Origin of the sequence: Corynebacterium sp. HMSC064H12, from assembly GCF_001809925.1 — a bacterium.
Lineage (GTDB): Bacteria > Actinomycetota > Actinomycetes > Mycobacteriales > Mycobacteriaceae > Corynebacterium > Corynebacterium jeikeium_D.
Genome location: NZ_KV799321.1, coordinates 57,670 through 74,811, shown reverse-complemented (window position 1 = coordinate 74,811; position 17,142 = coordinate 57,670). Strand labels below are relative to the sequence as shown.

11 protein-coding genes are annotated in these 17,142 nt (G+C 59.5%); 6 read left to right on the top strand and 5 right to left on the bottom strand.

The window, feature by feature from the left end:
- Positions 1 to 74: 74 nt before the first annotated feature.
- Positions 75 to 239: a hypothetical protein gene (locus tag HMPREF2681_RS11075; protein ID WP_016422979.1), complete on the bottom strand. Its 165-nt coding sequence runs from the start codon at positions 237 to 239 to the stop codon at positions 75 to 77.
- A gap of 243 nt (positions 240 to 482) precedes the next feature.
- On the opposite strand from HMPREF2681_RS11075, the gene dnaE reads away from it, so the two are divergent.
- From dnaE to HMPREF2681_RS00295, 3 genes are all read left to right on the top strand, one after another.
- Positions 483 to 4,040 (top strand): DNA polymerase III subunit alpha, encoded by a 3,558-nt coding sequence (gene dnaE, locus HMPREF2681_RS00305; protein WP_016422978.1) that lies wholly within the window; start codon positions 483 to 485, stop codon positions 4,038 to 4,040.
- A 56-nt stretch (positions 4,041 to 4,096) separates the two neighbouring features.
- Positions 4,097 to 5,392, top strand: a complete 1,296-nt coding sequence (ilvA, locus tag HMPREF2681_RS00300; protein WP_016422977.1) for a threonine ammonia-lyase IlvA — start codon at positions 4,097 to 4,099, stop codon at positions 5,390 to 5,392.
- A gap of 106 nt (positions 5,393 to 5,498) precedes the next feature.
- The gene (locus HMPREF2681_RS00295; RefSeq protein ID WP_016422976.1) at positions 5,499 to 9,179 is read left to right on the top strand and encodes a hypothetical protein; all 3,681 of its coding nucleotides are present in this window, start codon (positions 5,499 to 5,501) and stop codon (positions 9,177 to 9,179) included.
- On the opposite strand, the gene treZ is transcribed toward HMPREF2681_RS00295, so the two are convergent.
- Positions 9,176 to 11,092: a malto-oligosyltrehalose trehalohydrolase gene (gene treZ / locus HMPREF2681_RS00290; RefSeq protein WP_070545605.1), complete on the bottom strand. Its 1,917-nt coding sequence runs from the start codon at positions 11,090 to 11,092 to the stop codon at positions 9,176 to 9,178. The two genes, HMPREF2681_RS00295 and treZ, sit on opposite strands and share 4 nt — an antisense overlap.
- 129 nt (positions 11,093 to 11,221) lie before the next feature.
- Between treZ and HMPREF2681_RS00285 the strand changes: the two genes are divergently transcribed.
- Positions 11,222 to 11,923: a YigZ family protein gene (locus HMPREF2681_RS00285; protein ID WP_016422974.1), complete on the top strand. Its 702-nt coding sequence runs from the start codon at positions 11,222 to 11,224 to the stop codon at positions 11,921 to 11,923.
- 6 nt (positions 11,924 to 11,929) lie between these two features.
- Here the strand turns inward: HMPREF2681_RS00285 and HMPREF2681_RS00280 are convergent, their stop codons facing one another.
- Positions 11,930 to 12,676 (bottom strand): helix-turn-helix domain-containing protein, encoded by a 747-nt coding sequence (locus HMPREF2681_RS00280; RefSeq protein WP_016422973.1) that lies wholly within the window; start codon positions 12,674 to 12,676, stop codon positions 11,930 to 11,932.
- A 152-nt stretch (positions 12,677 to 12,828) separates the two neighbouring features.
- On the opposite strand from HMPREF2681_RS00280, the gene HMPREF2681_RS00275 reads away from it, so the two are divergent.
- Positions 12,829 to 13,074, top strand: a complete 246-nt coding sequence (locus tag HMPREF2681_RS00275; protein ID WP_005510313.1) for a hypothetical protein — start codon at positions 12,829 to 12,831, stop codon at positions 13,072 to 13,074.
- The gene (locus HMPREF2681_RS10860) at positions 13,075 to 13,467 is read left to right on the top strand and encodes an RNA-binding S4 domain-containing protein (RefSeq protein WP_016422972.1); all 393 of its coding nucleotides are present in this window, start codon (positions 13,075 to 13,077) and stop codon (positions 13,465 to 13,467) included.
- Here HMPREF2681_RS10860 and HMPREF2681_RS00270 read toward each other — a convergent pair.
- Positions 13,415 to 14,581, bottom strand: coding sequence for a GTP pyrophosphokinase (locus HMPREF2681_RS00270; RefSeq protein WP_016422971.1), 1,167 nt, complete (start codon positions 14,579 to 14,581; stop codon positions 13,415 to 13,417). The genes HMPREF2681_RS10860 and HMPREF2681_RS00270 overlap by 53 nt on opposite strands.
- Positions 14,571 to 17,033: a malto-oligosyltrehalose synthase gene (gene treY, locus HMPREF2681_RS00265; protein WP_070545603.1), complete on the bottom strand. Its 2,463-nt coding sequence runs from the start codon at positions 17,031 to 17,033 to the stop codon at positions 14,571 to 14,573. The genes HMPREF2681_RS00270 and treY overlap by 11 nt, the downstream gene beginning before the upstream one ends.
- Positions 17,034 to 17,142: the final 109 nt, after the last annotated feature.

Below are 17,142 nucleotides of genomic sequence, written 5' to 3'. Positions count from 1 at the left end.
AAACGTAATCATTGAAAACCTGTACTGTCTTTGATTTTGAAAAGAAAGTCAGAATTTTCCAGGTCTGCGCCCTTTTAGACCAGCCAGCTGTAGCGGGCGGCATCCATGTTGGAGGTGATGACATCGCCATCGATGAGGTAGCCGGCAGCGACAGGGCGGCGGTCGATGGTTGCAAGAACCTCGTCAAGCTCGGGCTTGGGGAAGTAGGTGAAGTGGCCATCGGAAAGTGGTGCGAACACTGTATTGCTCCTTTGGTTCTTTGCTCGAGGGCGGTGCGTTTCTTTGTGGCCGCGAGGAAATATGAGGACTTCCTCACGAACTGTGATGTCGAGTATTGTCAATTGGTTTTGAAAAGTAAAGGAAAAGTAAGAGTGATGTTGCACACGTCTTTAGCTATAACTGTGCAGGCATAAGGGGCTGCTTCATTTTGGGTGTTCGAAGGAATCTTGTTCAGTCCGGGGGATTGTCTACAATCTGGACTCATGGCTAACTCCTCCTTCGTGCACCTCCACAATCACACCGAGTACTCCATGCTCGACGGTATGGCGAAGATTGATTTGCTTGCCGACGAGGTTGCGCGACAGGGAATGCCTGCGGTCGGTGTCACCGACCATGGCAATATGTTTGGCTCGAATGCGTTCTATCGGCAGATGAAGTCCAAGGGCATCAAGCCAATCATCGGCATTGAGGCATATATGGCGCCGGAGAGCCGTTTTAATAAAAAGCGCATTCAGTGGGGTGAACCGCATCAGCGTCGAGACGACGTCTCGGGTCGCGGTTCCTACTTGCACCAGACCATGTTGGCTGCGAATGCGCAGGGCCTGCGGAACCTGTTCTACCTGTCGTCGATGGCGTCGTATGAGGGACAAATTAGTAAGTACCCGCGTATGGATGCCGAGTTGGTGGCAGAACGCGCCGAGGGCATTATCGCGACCACTGGTTGCCCGTCGGGTGATGTGCAGACGCGTCTGCGCCTGGGGCAGTTCGACGAGGCTCTGCAGGCCGCCGGGATGTGGCAGGACATCTACGGCAAGGAAAACTACTTCCTTGAGCTGATGGATCACGGGCTGGATATTGAGACCCGTGTGCGCAGTGAGCTACTGGAGATTGGCCGGAAGCTGAACCTGCCGCCGCTGGTTACGAATGACTGCCACTATGTCACCCGTGACCAGGCCAAGGCTCACGAGGCCATGCTCTGTGTGCAGACGGGTAAGACGCTCAATGACCCGGACCGTTTTAAGTTCGACGGTGACGGCTACTTTATTAAGTCCGCCGAAGAAATGCGCGCGACCTGGGATCACCTAGTCCCGGGTGCCTGCGATAACACGCTGCTCATCGCAGAGCGCGTTGAGGACTACGACGAGCTGTGGGAGGAGCACCCGCACGATCGCATGCCGAAGGCGGACGTTCCGGAAGGGGAGACGCCGACGACATGGCTGCATCACAACGTGATGGAGGGGCTGCGCAAGCGCTTTGAAGGGCGCGAGGTACCGGAGGAGTACATCCGGCGCGCGGAGTACGAAATTGAGGTGATTGACGGTAAGGGCTACCCGTCGTACTTCCTTATCGTGGCGGAGTTGATCCGCCATGCCCGTGAGGTGGGCATCAAGGTCGGTCCGGGGCGTGGTTCCGCTGCCGGTTCTTTGGTTGCATACGCGACGTGGATTACCAATATCGACCCGATTGAGCACGGTCTTCTCTTCGAGCGATTCCTGAACCCAGAGCGCCCGTCCGCGCCGGATATCGATATCGACTTCGACGACCGCCGCCGCGATGAAATGATTCGCTACGCCGCCGATCGCTGGGGCGAAGACAAGGTGGCGCAGGTGGTCACCTTCGGTACGGTGAAGACCAAGCAGGCTCTGAAGGACTCGGCGCGTGTGCAGTTCGGTCAGCCGGGTTACCAGATTGCAGACCGCATTACTAAGGCGCTGCCACCTGCGATTATGGCTAAGGACATTCCGCTGAGCGGCATCGTCGACCCGGAGCACCCACGCTACGGCGAGGCCGCCGAGGTTCGTCAGCTTATTGAAACCGACCCGGATGTGGCTCGAATTTACGAGACAGCCCGTGGTCTCGAGGGCGTCGTTAGGCAGACCGGCGTGCACGCCTGTGCCGTGGTAATGGCGTCGGTGCCACTCTTGGATCACATCCCGATGTGGAAGCGACAGGCTGACGGCGCGATTATCACTGGCTGGGACTATCCGGCGTGTGAGGCCATCGGTCTGTTGAAGATGGACTTCCTGGGTCTTCGAAACCTGACGGTTATCGGTGACTGTATTGAGCACATCAAGTCCAACCGAGGCGAGACAGTTCTGCTCGATGACCTTCAGACCGATGATCCGAAGGTCTATGAGCTGCTGTCGCGCGGTGACACCCTCGGCGTGTTCCAGCTCGATGGTGGCGGCATGCGTGAGCTGCTCAAACGCATGCAGCCAACGGGCTTCGACGACATCGTGGCATCGCTGGCGCTGTACCGTCCGGGGCCGATGGGTGTGAACGCGCACTTTGACTACGCGGATATTAAGAATGGTCGCAAGCCTTATAACGCCATCCACGCGGAACTGGATGAGCAGCTGAAAGAAATCCTGGAAGAAACACACGGCCTGATCGTGTACCAGGAGCAGATCATGAAGATCTCGCAGAAGCTGGCGAATTACACCGCGGGCCAAGCAGATGGTTTCCGTAAGGCCATGGGTAAGAAGAAGCCCGAGGTGCTGGCCAAGGAGTTCGTGAACTTCGAAGGCGGCATGTTGGAGAATGGTTTCTCCAAGGATGCTGTCCAGAAGCTGTGGGATATTATTCTGCCCTTCGCCTCGTACGCGTTTAACAAGTCTCACGCGGCGGGCTACGGCCTGGTGTCCTACTGGACCGCGTATCTGAAGGCCAACTACACCGCTGAGTACATGGCGGCGCTGTTGACCTCGGTGGCGGATGATAAGAACAAGCTGGCTATTTATCTGTCGGACTGTCGCCACCTTGGCATTAAGGTGCTGCCGCCGGATGTCAATGAGTCGGGTATGGACTTCGAGCCGGTCGGTGAGGATATTCGCTTCGGCCTTGGCGCTATCCGCAACGTCGGCCATGATGTGGTCGCGTCGATTGTGAAGACGCGCGAGGAGAAGGGCAAGTTCACGTCGTTCTCGGACTACCTGGACAAGATTGAGACGCTGCCGTGTAACAAGCGCATCACCGAGTCGCTGATTAAGGCCGGCGCTTTCGACTCGCTGGGGCACCCACGAAAGGGCCTTGCGCTCATTCACGAAGAAGCCATTGACTCGGTGCTGTCGACCAAGAAGGCTGCAGACAAGGGACAGTTCGACCTGTTTGCGGGCTTCGGTGGGGAAGAGGACACCGGATCGGAGAGCATCTTTGAAATCCGTGTGCCGGATGAAAAGTGGGATCGCAAGCACGAGCTGACCCTGGAACGAGAAATGCTGGGCCTCTATGTCTCCGGTCATCCACTCGATGGGTTCGAAGAATCGCTGGCCGCGCAGACCGATACCGCTTTGACCACGGTCGTCGGTGGGGAAGTCGCTAACAACACCGAAATCACTATTGGTGGCATTGTCTCTAGCGTTGACCGTCGCGTGAATAAGAACGGCCAGCCCTGGGCGATTATCGGTATTGAGGACCACAACGGCGCGCGCGTGGAAGTTATGGCTTTTGCGAGAACCTACGCGATGATTGCCACCAGCATTGCTGAAGACGCCATCGTGCTTATTCGTGCCCGCGTTCAGTACCGCGATGACCGCATGAGTGTGGTCTGTGATGACCTGAAGCTGCCGGATCTTGGCCGTAATGGCTCCACTTCGGCGCCGCTGCGTCTGACCATGCGCACTGATCAGTGCACTCCGGAGATGATTGCCAAGCTGAAGTCAGTACTGCTGGACAACCCAGGCGACTCCGACGTTTACCTCAAGCTTGTCGACGGCGATTCCCACACCACTTTGGTTCTCGGCGAGCACTTGCGGGTCGACCGGGACGCCAGCTTGATTGGTGATCTGAAGGCGACGATTGGGGCCAGCATTTTGGGGTAGCTTATCGTGGCCCTGATTGTCGCAACCGGTTGTATGACCGAGTAGAGTCATAGCTCATGAGTGAGAATTCTGTGCCTGCTTCCCAGACCGAACGCCGACTTGTCCACGCGGCCGATATTCAGATTGCGCAGGCACGAATTTCTTCGGTTATTGCGGCCACTCCGCTGCAGTTCAGCCCACGTCTTTCCGAAATCACCGGTGCTAAGGTATTCCTCAAGCGGGAAGACCTCCAGGACGTGCGCTCGTACAAGATTCGCGGTGCCTACAACGCCATGGTTCAGGTCACCGACGAAGAGCGAGCAGCAGGCGTCGTTGCGGCATCTGCAGGAAACCACGCTCAAGGCGTGGCATATGCCTGCCGCCAGCTGGGTATTAAGGGGCGCATCTATGTGCCCAATGCCACGCCGAAGCAGAAGCGCGACCGTATCGCTTACCACGGCCGCGATGCCGTTGAGATTGTCGTTGTCGGGGACTCCTTCGATGAGGCCGCCGCTGCGGCGCGTGCTGACGCACAGCGCACTGGTGCCACCATGGTGGAGCCATTCGACTCCTTCAACACCATTGTCGGACAAGGCACTGTCGCAGCTGAAATTATTGCGCAGCTCTCCGGCCAGGGGTTGACTCTGGATACCATCTGCGCACCGGTCGGTGGCGGTGGTCTGCTCAGCGGTGTCACCTCTTACCTGTCGGATATGTCGCCGAACACCCAGGTCATGGGTGTGGAACCTGCGGGTGCGGCCTGCATGCGCGCAGCCCTGGAGAACAACGGCCCGATTACGCTGGGGCACACCGATCCGTTCGTCGATGGCGCCGCGGTGGCCCGTTTCGGTGACCTGCCATGGCACATCCTGGAGGCCAACCGCAACCGCGTTCATCCGATGATTGCGCCGGAGGGCGCGGTCTGTGAGGCGCAGCTGGATCTCTATCAGAACGAAGGGATCATCGCTGAGCCGGCCGGTGCGCTGTCTGTGGCAGCTCTGGAGCAGATGCAGTTTGAACCGGACGAGGTTGTTGTCTGCATCATCTCGGGCGGTAATAACGACGTGCTGCGCTATGCCGAGATCATGGAGCGCTCGCTGGTCTACCGCGGCCTCAAGCACTACTTCCTGGTCAACTTCCCGCAGAAGCCCGGCCAGCTGCGTATGTTCCTCAGCGATGTTCTCGGCCCGGATGACGACATCTCGCAGTTCGAGTACCTCAAGCGCAACAACCGCGAAACTGGCGCGGCTCTTGTCGGTATTGAGCTACGTCGTGCCTCTGACCTCGAGGAATTGCTGGCACGCATGGATGCCTCGCCGCTGAAGTGCCGCCGACTGGTACCCGGCACACCAGAGTATGACTTTTTGACCTAGACTTGCTGGGTCCAGCTGGGAAACCTCCGAGGAAGTCCTCCCAGCTCCGTTAATTAAATGAATCTTTTCGAGCAAGCTTTGTAGCGAAGGGGAGCGTCCACCCACTATGACTGGGGCAAGCAGTGTCGACCAGGGTGTCCGAGTGGAAAATACCGTGACTGTCGAAATGTGGCTGGCTGCCGCAGAGCAGGACCTGGCCACCCGGATTCCAGGGCTGTTGGAATCTGCCACACAGGCCAAAGTTGAGCCACTGTTTGTCTGGTCAGGGCTGGCGATGGACGAGGTTGAGCGTATCGACCGCTTCCTGGGAACGCTCCTGGCCCATCATCTGGCGGGCGGTACTGCCGCCGATATCGAAGCTGCGAAGAGTGTCGTTGACAATCACCCGCTGGTCACCCTTGCCTCGCTGGTAGGACGCGCCGCGCGTGTTGCGTCGGCAAGCGAAATGTGGCTGGACTGGCCAGCCGCTCTGCAGCTGGATCCAGACGCTGACACTACCGGCGCGCTCATCGAGCACCTCGCCGCCGCAGTGCCGACAATGCTGGCCAACGCTGGTTTGCCTAACGACGTCGACAGCAACCAAGCCGACGCGGATCCGCTGCAGCGGGCAGCGCAGGTGCTTCTGCTGCACGCGGGAGTGCAGCTGTCAGTGATGCCACTGATTATCGAGCGCTGCGAGGAACTTGCCGGGGTAGCGGAGCTATCCGACCCTTCATCAAATGACCTGGTACAGGCGCTTTCGAAGGTTCATCCGCTGCTCGAGGAGCTGCTGACCGAAATCGCAGAGGCGGAAGATGGTGTCTACCCGCTGGCGCTGCGTCAGCTGGCCAGGACGGCACCTCGTCAGGCACACAAGTTGTTTAAGGCAACCCTCGGCTACGCCATTGCCACCGCTGCCGATCCGGCCAACTGGGAGGCCCGGGAAGAACTCGGCCAGCTCGATGCGGGGCTGCCGCCTATTCTGGTGGCCGCTGCGCGTGAAGAGCTGCGTATGCGTCCGGCGGGTACTGCGAATCGTCGTGAAGCGGTGGGCGTGGTGGCAACGACCGGCCGCCCGCAGCTGTACTTCGATGAGCTGACGCAGACCGTTGGCGTACAGCTACCGACGCCGCTGGATCCGGCGGGACGGACCTGGCGTGTCACCTTCGGCGGCACGGTAGCAACGACGCCGGTGGTGGGCCTGCAGGATTCGCTGCCGCGTCCAGTGGTGACCATCGATGAGCCGGTGCGCGATGTGCTGGTGGAAATTGGCGATGAGAAGCACTGGCGAGTCCCTGCGATTAGCACTGAGGACCCAATTCTCATTTTCGGTGCCGACGGTCAGTCAGTCACAGACAAGGTCTCGCTACACTCGACGTCCGCTACGGTGGTCTACCCGGTTGATGCCACACTCGTTGACCCCGTTACGGGTGCTGAGGTGCCATTGCTATCGGACCCGCGCCCATTTAACTGGGAGTTGTGGCAAGTCGCTGAGATCGATCTTCGCGATGTTCATGCAGTTCAGGTTCGTCGGTCTGGGGCGGCTGGCGAGGTTCGCTCGGCATCACCGCAGCGTCAACCGCGAATGACCATGCCCCACGCGCGTCTCGACGGCACGGTGTCTGCCTACGGCACCCCGGTTTACGCCGGTGGTCCGGTCGCTGTGTTCCCGCCGACGCTGTCCGGTAAGGACGAGTCCTGGCGCGCCATCGTCACCGATTTTGGTGGCTATGGTGCGTTTACCACGGATTCCGTCATGGTCTATGACCTCGAGGTGCCCGCCGCGGGTGGCGAGGTTGAGATCCTTACCGATGATGATTACCCGTGGGTCGGCGAGTTCGTGGTTCGCCTGGTCAATCCGCGTGGCCGCAGCTTCCAGAAGCACTTCGCCATTGCGGAGCAGGCAGACCTCACGATCACTTACAGCGGTGGTGGTGACGGATTCCGCATCCCAACCATCGACGGTCTGAGCCCCGCCGACATCCGCGTTGTCTCCGGCGACAAGCCGCTTGACGCCGAGCCCGCTATCGTGCGCCTCGGGGCGGACGAAGTCACAGGTACCGTCGAGCTTTCCACCGACGAGGGCGCATGGCTGCAGTTGCAGGTCACGCCAGGCACGCTGCAGTTTGAGGTTCCGCTTGCCGACGAATCCGTCGCCCGCCGCACCACTACATTGGTCACCCGCCCGAAGCGTGTCGATGCCTTCGGCAAGATTGTCGTCAGTGCCCCGGGCGAGTTGCGCCATGCGCATGTTGCAGTTTCCAGCGGTGAGCGCGACATCTGTCGTGTCCCCATCAAGCGTTTCGGCGATACTGGCTACGCGGAGTTCGGCAAGTTTGCAGACCGTATCTCCCTGCTGAAGGCTCTGCGCATCAGTTTGGACTGGACACGTGTGACGGGACGGAAGCGCCTGTCTGTACCACTGGTGGAGGCTTCCTCCCGCGATGCCATCCGCCAGATTGCCTTCAACGATGAAGCCACTGACATCATCGAGGTTGATGTCGCTGACGACGTTTCGCACTTGCCGATGACCCTGTGGCTCTGGGCCGCCGGTCAGCCGTGGCGCGAACCCGTCGCCCTCGAAGTCGTGGAGGGCGAATGCGAGCTTCCCGACGAGCTCCGCGGCCTCGGCCCATTTGTCGCGCAGGTGACTCTCGGTGTGGAAAAGGAACGCCACCCGCAGTGGCCGGCGGCCGGGTCGACCATTCTGAATCATGTCGATGATGCAGAGGCTATCGACCTCGATGGCGAGGACACCGATCCCGTTGCTCGCGCGCAGGAACTGTGGGGCGAGCTAAATCAGGATCAGCTCGCACGTTTGTGGACACTACTGGCGACCTTGCGGGCTGGTCGTGCAACCGACATGGCGCAGGCGAATCCGCTGCTGGCCGCACCTAGGTTGGGTGCGATCTTGTGTGCCGAACCACGCGCCGGTCTGGCAGCGTTGAACCGTTCAGTCATCGCGCTCGACGATCAGCCGGGTATGTTTATCGCCTCCGGACTCGTGCTGGGAGACTTCAGCGCTACTAAGCCAGTGCCGGGGCGTCGCCGTGTGCCGTGGCTCGGTGCATTGGCAGCATTGGCGGATCTCACTGATGAGAGCGTGGACCGTTCTCGTCAGCTGGACTACCTGCGCACAACTGGTGGCCAGGGACTGCTGGACATTGCTGCCAGCGGCCAGGACACCACCCTGGAGTCCGCTACTATCGACCAGAGCTCGGTGCAGATTACCTCGCTGCCGGAAGCACAGGCCAGCGCTATTCTGTCGCAGGTCTTTGATCCTTACCGCATGGTCCCGGGTCCGCTGACCGACGATGACGCTCGCTTCACCGCAATCTACGAAGTGGTACGCAATCGTGCTGAGATTGTGGAATCCGGTGTCATGACCCAGCTTGCCGCCGCCTCTCGGGTGTTGTTTAAGACGGTATCGAAGGCGTCTCCACGACTGCGCAAGGCGGTCAATGTGCGCTTCCACAAGCTCGACGGCATCGATGCGGATGATCCTTCGCTGCACTGGACTCTGGTGCCGGGAACGTCACTGCTTATTGCAGTGGCTGCCCGCGTATTGGCTCGTACTCAGGCTGAGAACTCTGATGCCAGTGTCGCCGCTGTCCGTGAGCTGATTCCGATGTGGGCTCAGCTGGCGGACCTGGTTCCGACGTTGGTGATGAGCGATATTCTCATCGCAGACGCGTTGGTGGCTCACGTCCTCCACGGTGATGTCACCGAGTTGCCGTGGCCAGCACCCGAGTCGGGTGCGGCGGATGAGGAAGAGTCCGACACCGAGGCTGAAAATCCGGCTGACTAGCTGAGCGAGACGACAGCGTAGCCCCACGCTGGAAGCGAGATTTCGGGACCAGCAGCTTCGTCATTGACGATGCTGGCTGCTGCGTCCTCAAAAGTGTGTAGCAGGTGGGCGGAACCGAACTCGGAATCCAGGCTGACGCTGGTTTCGGCGTCGGAGAGATTCGCAACCAAAGCGACAGTTTCAAAGGCATCCGAGTTTCGGGCACCCATTTCGCGCTCATCCTGGCTGCGCACAACGACGAGGCAACGATTGTCCTCGTCATACTCAGTCACTACAGATGCCGACCACGGAGTGCGAAGCGACGGGTGTGACTTCCGCAGCGCGAAGAGATCGCGGTAGGCCGCCAGAATAGTGGCGTGCGAGCCCTCCGAGACCTCCTGCCAATTGAGCTTCGAGCGGTTAAAGGTCTCTGGATCGGATGGGTCGGATACCTCCTTCGGATCCCACCCGGCACGGGCAAACTCACGTAGGCGTCCCTCGCGCGTGAGCCGCTGCAGCTCCGGATCTTCATGGGAACAGAAGAAAGCAAACGGGGTAGAGGCGCCCCATTCCTCACCTTGGAAAAGCATCGGGGTGAAAGGACTGCAGGCGATAACTGCTGCCTTTAAAACCTGCTGCGCCGGAGTGAGGTTCATCGACGGACGGTCACCGACAGCGCGGTTTCCCGTTTGATCATGTGTGGTCGTGTACGTTACGAAAGCATGCATGGGCTGTACAGACAGGTCGAAGAGACGACCATGAGTGCGACCACGGAACGTCGACATTGTGCCCGTATGCCAGAAGCCAGTTTCCAAAGCACTAGCTAGCGCTTCCACCGACCCAAAGTCTGAGTAGTAGGCGTGGTCCTCGCCAGATACTAGCGTGTGCAGTGCATGGTGGACGTCATCATCCCACTGAGCGTTGAGGCCAAAGCCACCAGCGGCGCGCGGACGGACCAAACGCGGATCATTCTGGTCGGACTCTGCAATCAAAGAACGCGGAATACCAGTCTCGGCTGCGACAGTGTCTGCGACAACCTGCATCTGCTCCAGAATGTGGAATGCGCCCTCGTCATGCAGGGCATGGACTGCGTCCAGACGAAGACCGTCGACGTGGTAATCCACCAGCCATTGGCGCACTGCATCCAAAATATACGCACGCACCTCATCAGAGTTGTCGCCAGTGAGATTGACAACCTCACCCCAACCCGTCGAACCACCAGCGGTGTAGGGACCGAAAAACCCCACATAGTTGCCGTCTGGGCCAAAGTGGTTAAAGACCACATCCAAGATGACAGCCAAACCCTTTCGGTGGCACGTATCAACTAGCTTCTGTAGACCCCGCGGGCCACCGTAGCCCTCGTGCACGCTGTGCCAGGACACACCGTCATAGCCCCAATTGCGGTCACCGCCGAAAGGCTGCACTGGCATCAGCTCAATGTGTGTTACCCCCAGCTCAATCAGGTGGTCTAGATGTTCCACCAAACCTTCGAAATCACCAGAATCGCTGAAGGTGCCCACATGCAGCTCATAAATCAGACCTCCTGGCAGAATCCGGCCCGACCAGGCCGAGTCCTTCCACTTATAGGCACCCAGGTCAACGACCTCGGAGAAACCATGCGGACCATCCGGCTGCGACTGGGAACGCGGATCTGGCAGCGGTATTGTCCAGTCACCGACAGCGGGGGAGGAGCCGTCCCCCGATTCGTCGTCAGGCGCGCCGAATCCCGCATGTGCCCGCAGCGAAAATGCGTAGCGATCCCCCGGTGTGCGAGCCACATCAGCTTCAAACCAACCAGAGTTGGCGCCGTAGTCATCGGTCGCGTCAGCGATGGGATGCATATCAAAAATCGCCGGCGCGTCAGGATTGCCCAACAGCAGACGAACTTCGGAAGCGTACGGGGCCCAGACTCGGTAGTTGCTCATGGGCACCATGGTAGGTCAGTCAGCGGATGGGCACAGGGAAACGTTTTCGAACACCGCGGATTCGAGGGGAGTCAAAGGTGAGGTCGAGAAAAGTACCGAGCGGCGGTGATTGGGTGTGCACTAAGCCCATAGGCAACAATGGACACTATGACCACCGAGCCATCCACTTCGACCGAAGCGACGCAGAATCAGCGTGACATCGAGCTGATTGTCCCCGCCGACGGTGACATCGTCACGAATGAAATCGAGATTAAGAAATCTCGCTTCATTACGTGGATCGCGCGTGCCGACGACGAAGACAGCGCCCGAGAGGTCATCAATTTGGCCAAGGCGGAGTACCCGGATGCTCGCCACCACTGCAGCGCATACATTCATGAGGTCGTCGGAGGGAATCGGGTGGAGCGATCCTCAGATGACGGTGAACCTGGTGGCACGGCAGGGCGCCCGATGCTCGATGTGCTCCAGGGCTCTGGAATGACGAATGTCACCGCCGTAGTGATCCGCTATTTTGGCGGCATCAAATTAGGCACGGGTGGGCTTGTGAGGGCCTATTCGGATTCGGTCTTAGAGTGTCTAGAAAAAGTCACGCGCATGCGACGCGTGCAAAGAGCCTTGAGGGTAGTGAGTGTCTCCGCCGCAGATGCCGGTCGCATCGAAGCGGAATTGCGTGCTCGTGGTTATGAGATCGTGGAAACGCGGTGGGGCCAGAACGTGGAGTTTTCCATCGCGGTGACTGCCGATGGGATTGCCCAGCTTGACGGCGAAATGCAGGCGCTGACTAAGGGAGCTAGCGAGCCGTCTACGGACGGTGGCGAAATCTGGTGGGAGCTGCGCGCTTAACAGCCACTAACCCTGGTTCGGGGATTCCTCGCCGTTGTGTGCGCCGCGATGGCGCTTGAGAATTTCCACCAGCTCGTCCTTATTTTCCGCAATCTTTTCTGGCCGACCGAAGACGCAGACTGCCGCGACAGTAGCACCGTCTTCCTCCACTGCGATAGAGACACCGTCAACGCCACCGCCTTCGGCAATACCCGGGGCAGCACAGACGCCGGTCTCTGCGATTTCCCCGGCCTGGCGGAGGAAATCATCCACATAGACCTGGTCTTCCGGCCGCGCGGAGTTCAGGTAGGACCACAGTTCGCGCTTTTCAAACCGACTCATCAAAACCCAACCTGCAGAGGTGCGCAACAGCGAGCGCGGCAGGAAGTTCTCCGTCAGGTACTGGTAGCGCATGGATTCACCGACGGTTTTGAGGTAGAAAAGCTTGCCACCAACCGGCAGTGCCAGCACGGTAATCAAGCCAGTTTCGTTGTGAATCGCCTCGAGCTCAGCCGTCGGAACGTTGACCATGCGACGACCGGCCATGACATTGAGCAGAAACGGCGCCATGCCGAGCGTGTAACGCTTGTTGGACTCGTCAAGGTAACCTGTCACAGTCAGACCGTTGACAAGGCCCTGCGTGGTACTGAGCGGATAGTTCAGCGTGTGGGCGATGTCAGTGAGGGTTAGACCTTCGTTAGAGCGCGCAACGAGTTCGAGGATCGCCGCAACGCGGTCGACCATGCGGTGGCGGGGGCGGACAGTTTCTGTCATAGGACTAACACTAGCAATCAACCTACGCCATTGTGTTAATTACCTACCCAAATAGGAATATCTAGCAGGTTTGCTATAGCTGTAGAAATTTTTCCCGAATTGTACGCCCTATCGACCTATGCGATGCGTCAGGGCGACCAGAACGCTCTAATATGTACTCCATGAGCTATCTTCAGCCCCAACCTCAGAACCCCATTGAGCTCCGCAAGAACGCGGTGCGAAAGTACTCCCGCAATGCCGTTGTATGGGCAGGCAGTGGTGTCGTCGGCGGTGCAGTGCTCGGACTTCTAGCCGGAAGCATGTCTCTATTCCTCATCCTGGCAGTAGTCGGCCTGGTCGGTGGTTTTCTCAATTGGCAAAAGGTTCAGCGGATTGTGAACTACAAGGATCCGCAGTAAATGCCTGCTCAGCAGCAATTGTCTACCGAGCCAGTGCGTATTGATGCCTGGATTTGGGCGGTCAGGTTGCTGAAAACTCGCTCATTGGCCGCAGATGCGTGCCGTGGCGGCCACGTCAAAGTCAACGGCGAAGCCGTGAAACCCTCAGTTCTAGTCGTCCCAGGGGACAGAGTGCGACTGTGGGCAAACCACCGCGAACACATTGTTGAGGTCACCAAGACGGTGAAGAAGCGGGTCGGAGCTCCGGTGGCCAGGCAGTGCTATATCGACCACTCTCCGCCACCGCCTCCGAGGGAGATTCTCGCATCGATGCCGATGCGCGATCGCGGTGCCGGGCGGCCTACGAAGCGCGATCGCCGTCAGCTCGATCGTCTTCGGGGACGTCGCTCATAGGCATCCCGGCCTCCGCTAGTTGCTGCAACCGTGCGCGCAAACGGGCTGGTCGACGCTTCGGGTTATGGCTGGTATCTGCAGTGGCCTTGATGTGCTTTTCACCGCGAGCCGCTAGTAGTAGGTCATCGATAACACGCACATGGCCTGGGTTAAAGCGGTACTTCATGGCCTTGCTTACCGCACTGAGGCGCTGTGGATTAAGTAGCTCTCGCAGCTGCCCGACAGTGCGAATGCCATTGCGCTCCAGCAGTTCTTCTGCCCAGCCGTAATGTTCTGATTTCGATCGGGGCGCATCTGGAAGCAGCATCGTCAGCACGCCGGGTAGGGTTTCCTCAGTCACCACAATGTCATCGGCTGTGGTCTTTGCCGGAGCTGAGGGCTGTTTGCCCTCTCCCTGCGCGGAATCGTCCGGCGTGGATTCCTCCAGCACGGCAACGACTTGGTCGAACTGCTGATCCGCGAGCTCAATAAGGCCAGCGGCCAGCGCAAAAGCTCGATCAATCCGCGGGTCTGTCGCTCCCTCAGGGGCCTTATAGCGAATATCGTGCTCAAATTCCGCCCACGCATGCTGCAGCACAGTGCGCAGTTGCACCTCAAACTGCATATCCGCATATGGAGCTAGCTCTGACGGCGCCGCCGTCGACACCTTGCAGATCAAGTGCTGGGAGCCGTATCCCAACCGGCCGCTGATTCGTGTCTCCGCGGTTTTGTCAATCCTACGCAGCACAGTCAGCGAATCTCCCAGCGCATCCATGATCGCGGGAATCTCCGTCGAATGGTACGTGGTTACACGCACACCGATGATGTCGTGGATATCGTGCCACGGGTCAGGGTAGACGTAGCTGCCATCCGCTTCACGACGCAGGGCCTTCTGCCGCAATGAGCGGAAAGACTTCACCCGCGCCGTGACATTGTCAAAGGCCAAACCGGCATCGGAGAGAATCTCTTTAATCGCATCGACAAAGTCCTGCGCGGCGGTGGGGTGCCGAGTTGCCCACGAGTCGTACTTCGACTGCAGCGCACGTGTAACCTCTCGATCCTCCGCCAACTGAGCCTTGCGGGTCTGATCGCGGGAACCGTCGGCAAGCGAATCCTTCATGCGCTTAGTCGTCATCGTCCTCGCGTACCAGCAGTGCTACTGGGAAGGAGCTGAACAGAGAAGCCACGGCGATGGTGCCCGACCAGGTATGGCCGGTGAAACGGTCGGTCCAAAACCCCTTGGGAAGTGTCACTGTAGTGTCGCCCCAACCGCCTTCGCGCTGCAGCCCCAGCGGACGGCGCGTCACCAGCGCGATAACATCTTCCGGCTCGCCCTTCGGTCCACGCGCCGCGCCGACCAGATGACGCTCGCCCACACCAACGGCGAATACTGGCTGGTAGGCACCGCCGACGAAGGACTCCGGGCGCTCCGCACGTAGCTTCACGCCGTGGTGAGTCACCATCAGCTTTGCGACGTCCGCATCGGCATCCGTAAAGTCCTCCGGCAGCTCAGCTGGGTGCTCTGGACTCTTAGTTACCGACGTGACCTCATCGCGAGCAACCTTATCCAGCGCCGCGACGCGCGCATCGTAGTCGACGAACCGGCGGTTGTCGGGATCAACCAGGGAGTCCTCTGTGAACTCCGTCCCCTGGTAGGTATCGGGGATGCCGGGGCCGACAAGCTGGAGGAGTTTGCGCGACAGAGACGTGGTCAGGGCAGCTGGCGCAATGGAGCGGACGAACTCTGTGATGGAGTCGGTCAGGGGGCCGTCGAGAAGCGCGTCGATCCAGCTGCGAATGCCGAGTTCGAACTCCTCGACCGGCTCCGTCCAGGAGGTGTGCACATCTGCCTCGCGGATGGCCTTAATGGCGTAGTCGTGGAGGCGTTCGCGCAGTTCATCGGTAATTACGCCGTCGGTCGGCCAGACTCCGATGATGTTCTGCAGCAGGAAGTAGCCGGTGGCATCGTCAGGGGCGGGGGTGATGGCCATCCAGTTGCGGACATTTTCAGCCCAGTCGCCGGAGACATCGGAGAGCTGGAGAATGCGGGCGCGGACATCTTCGCCGCGCTTGGTGTCGTGCGTGGACAGCGTGGTCATGGTTCGTGGCCAGAGGCGAGCACGTTCCGACTGCAACAGGTGGAACTCCGCCGCAGACATGCCGTAGCGACCGAGATCACCGCCGACTTCGTTTAGGCTGATCAGGCGGCAGGCACGGTAGAAGGTGGTGTCTTCGACACCCTTTGCCATGACCGCACCACAAACCTGAGCGAACCGCGTGGCGGCCTCACCACCGGCTACCAAACCTGCCGAAATGAGGTCGAGGGCAAAGACACGCGAGGGGAAACGCGCTGCCATCTCACCAATGACCGTGGAAGCCACTCGCGACAGGGAGACATAGTCCGAACGGTAGACAGGCATGGCAGCGACCAGCTTGCAGATGGTGTCGATAAGTACCTCATCGCTGACGCTGGTACCGTTGATAGACCAGTTATCGCGGCGCAGGGCACGTGCTAGACGACGGACTTCTGCAGCCAACTCGTGAGCAGCGACATCGTGCTTGAGAGCCTGCGCAGTTGCCTGCACGGCAGTCTTGTCCCAGGTTGAACCGGACTGCTGCAGAGCCAACATACTCATGGCGTCTCGGGAGTCGCGGTTGACGAAGACATTGTCGAACTCACGCAGGGCGTCGTAACCCGTGGTGCCGTCAACCTGGAGCCTCGGATCCAGTGGCTCTTCGGCACCCAGAATCTTCTCGATAACCAGCCACTTGTCATCGCCGAGTAGACGGCGCAGCTCGCTGAGGTATCCGAATGGGTTGCTGAGGCCATCTGGGTGGTCAATGCGGACACCGTCAATGATGTCCGCAGCTAGCAGCTCGCGGATGATGCGGTGTGTGTGCTCGAATACCACCGGGTTTTCCTGGCGGATGCCGGCCAGACCGTTGACGCTGAAGAATCGACGGTAGCCAATGACCCCGTCCTTCCAGTACATCAGGCGATAGGCCTGGCGATCATGTACTTCCTGCGGGGTGCCGTCCTCGGTGCCGGGGCGCACCGGGAATGCATTGTCGTAGTAACGCAGAAGTGGCTCGTCACCAGACGTGTCGAGCTCCAGCTTGTCGATATCCTCCGGGGAGCCCAGAATCGGCAACCCCATCTTGCCGTTGGCACCGTTGTCCTCGTGCCAGTCGATGTCGAAGTATGGCTCGAACTGAGAATCCTTGCCATAGGTCAGAACGTCCCACCACCAGGCATTGAGCTTGGGCTCCTCAACACCGAGGTGGTTCGGTACCAGGTCGATAATGATGCCCAGACCGGCCTTGTGCGCCACCTGCGCGAGCTTCTGCAGCTCTTCCATGCCGCCGAGCTCCGGGTTCACCGTCGTCGGATCGATGACATCGTAGCCATGGTTAGACTCCGGTACGGCGGTGAGGATAGGCGACAGATACAGGTGTGAAATTCCGAGGTCTGCCAAGTAGCCGACCTGTTCAGCCGCGTCAGCGAACGTGAAAGCGCGCCCGTTTGGGTCGGCCTTGGGGCCACGGAGTTGGAGACGGTAGGTGGACGTAATTGGTCGGCGACTCATGTTCCCCTTTATACCGCCCACCAGGAAAAGCTGCTGCCTGACCGCTGTGGCAGCAGCTAGCCCCAGAGTCTGCGCCTGCCGTCCGAATGCGAATTTCTTCTCGTGAACG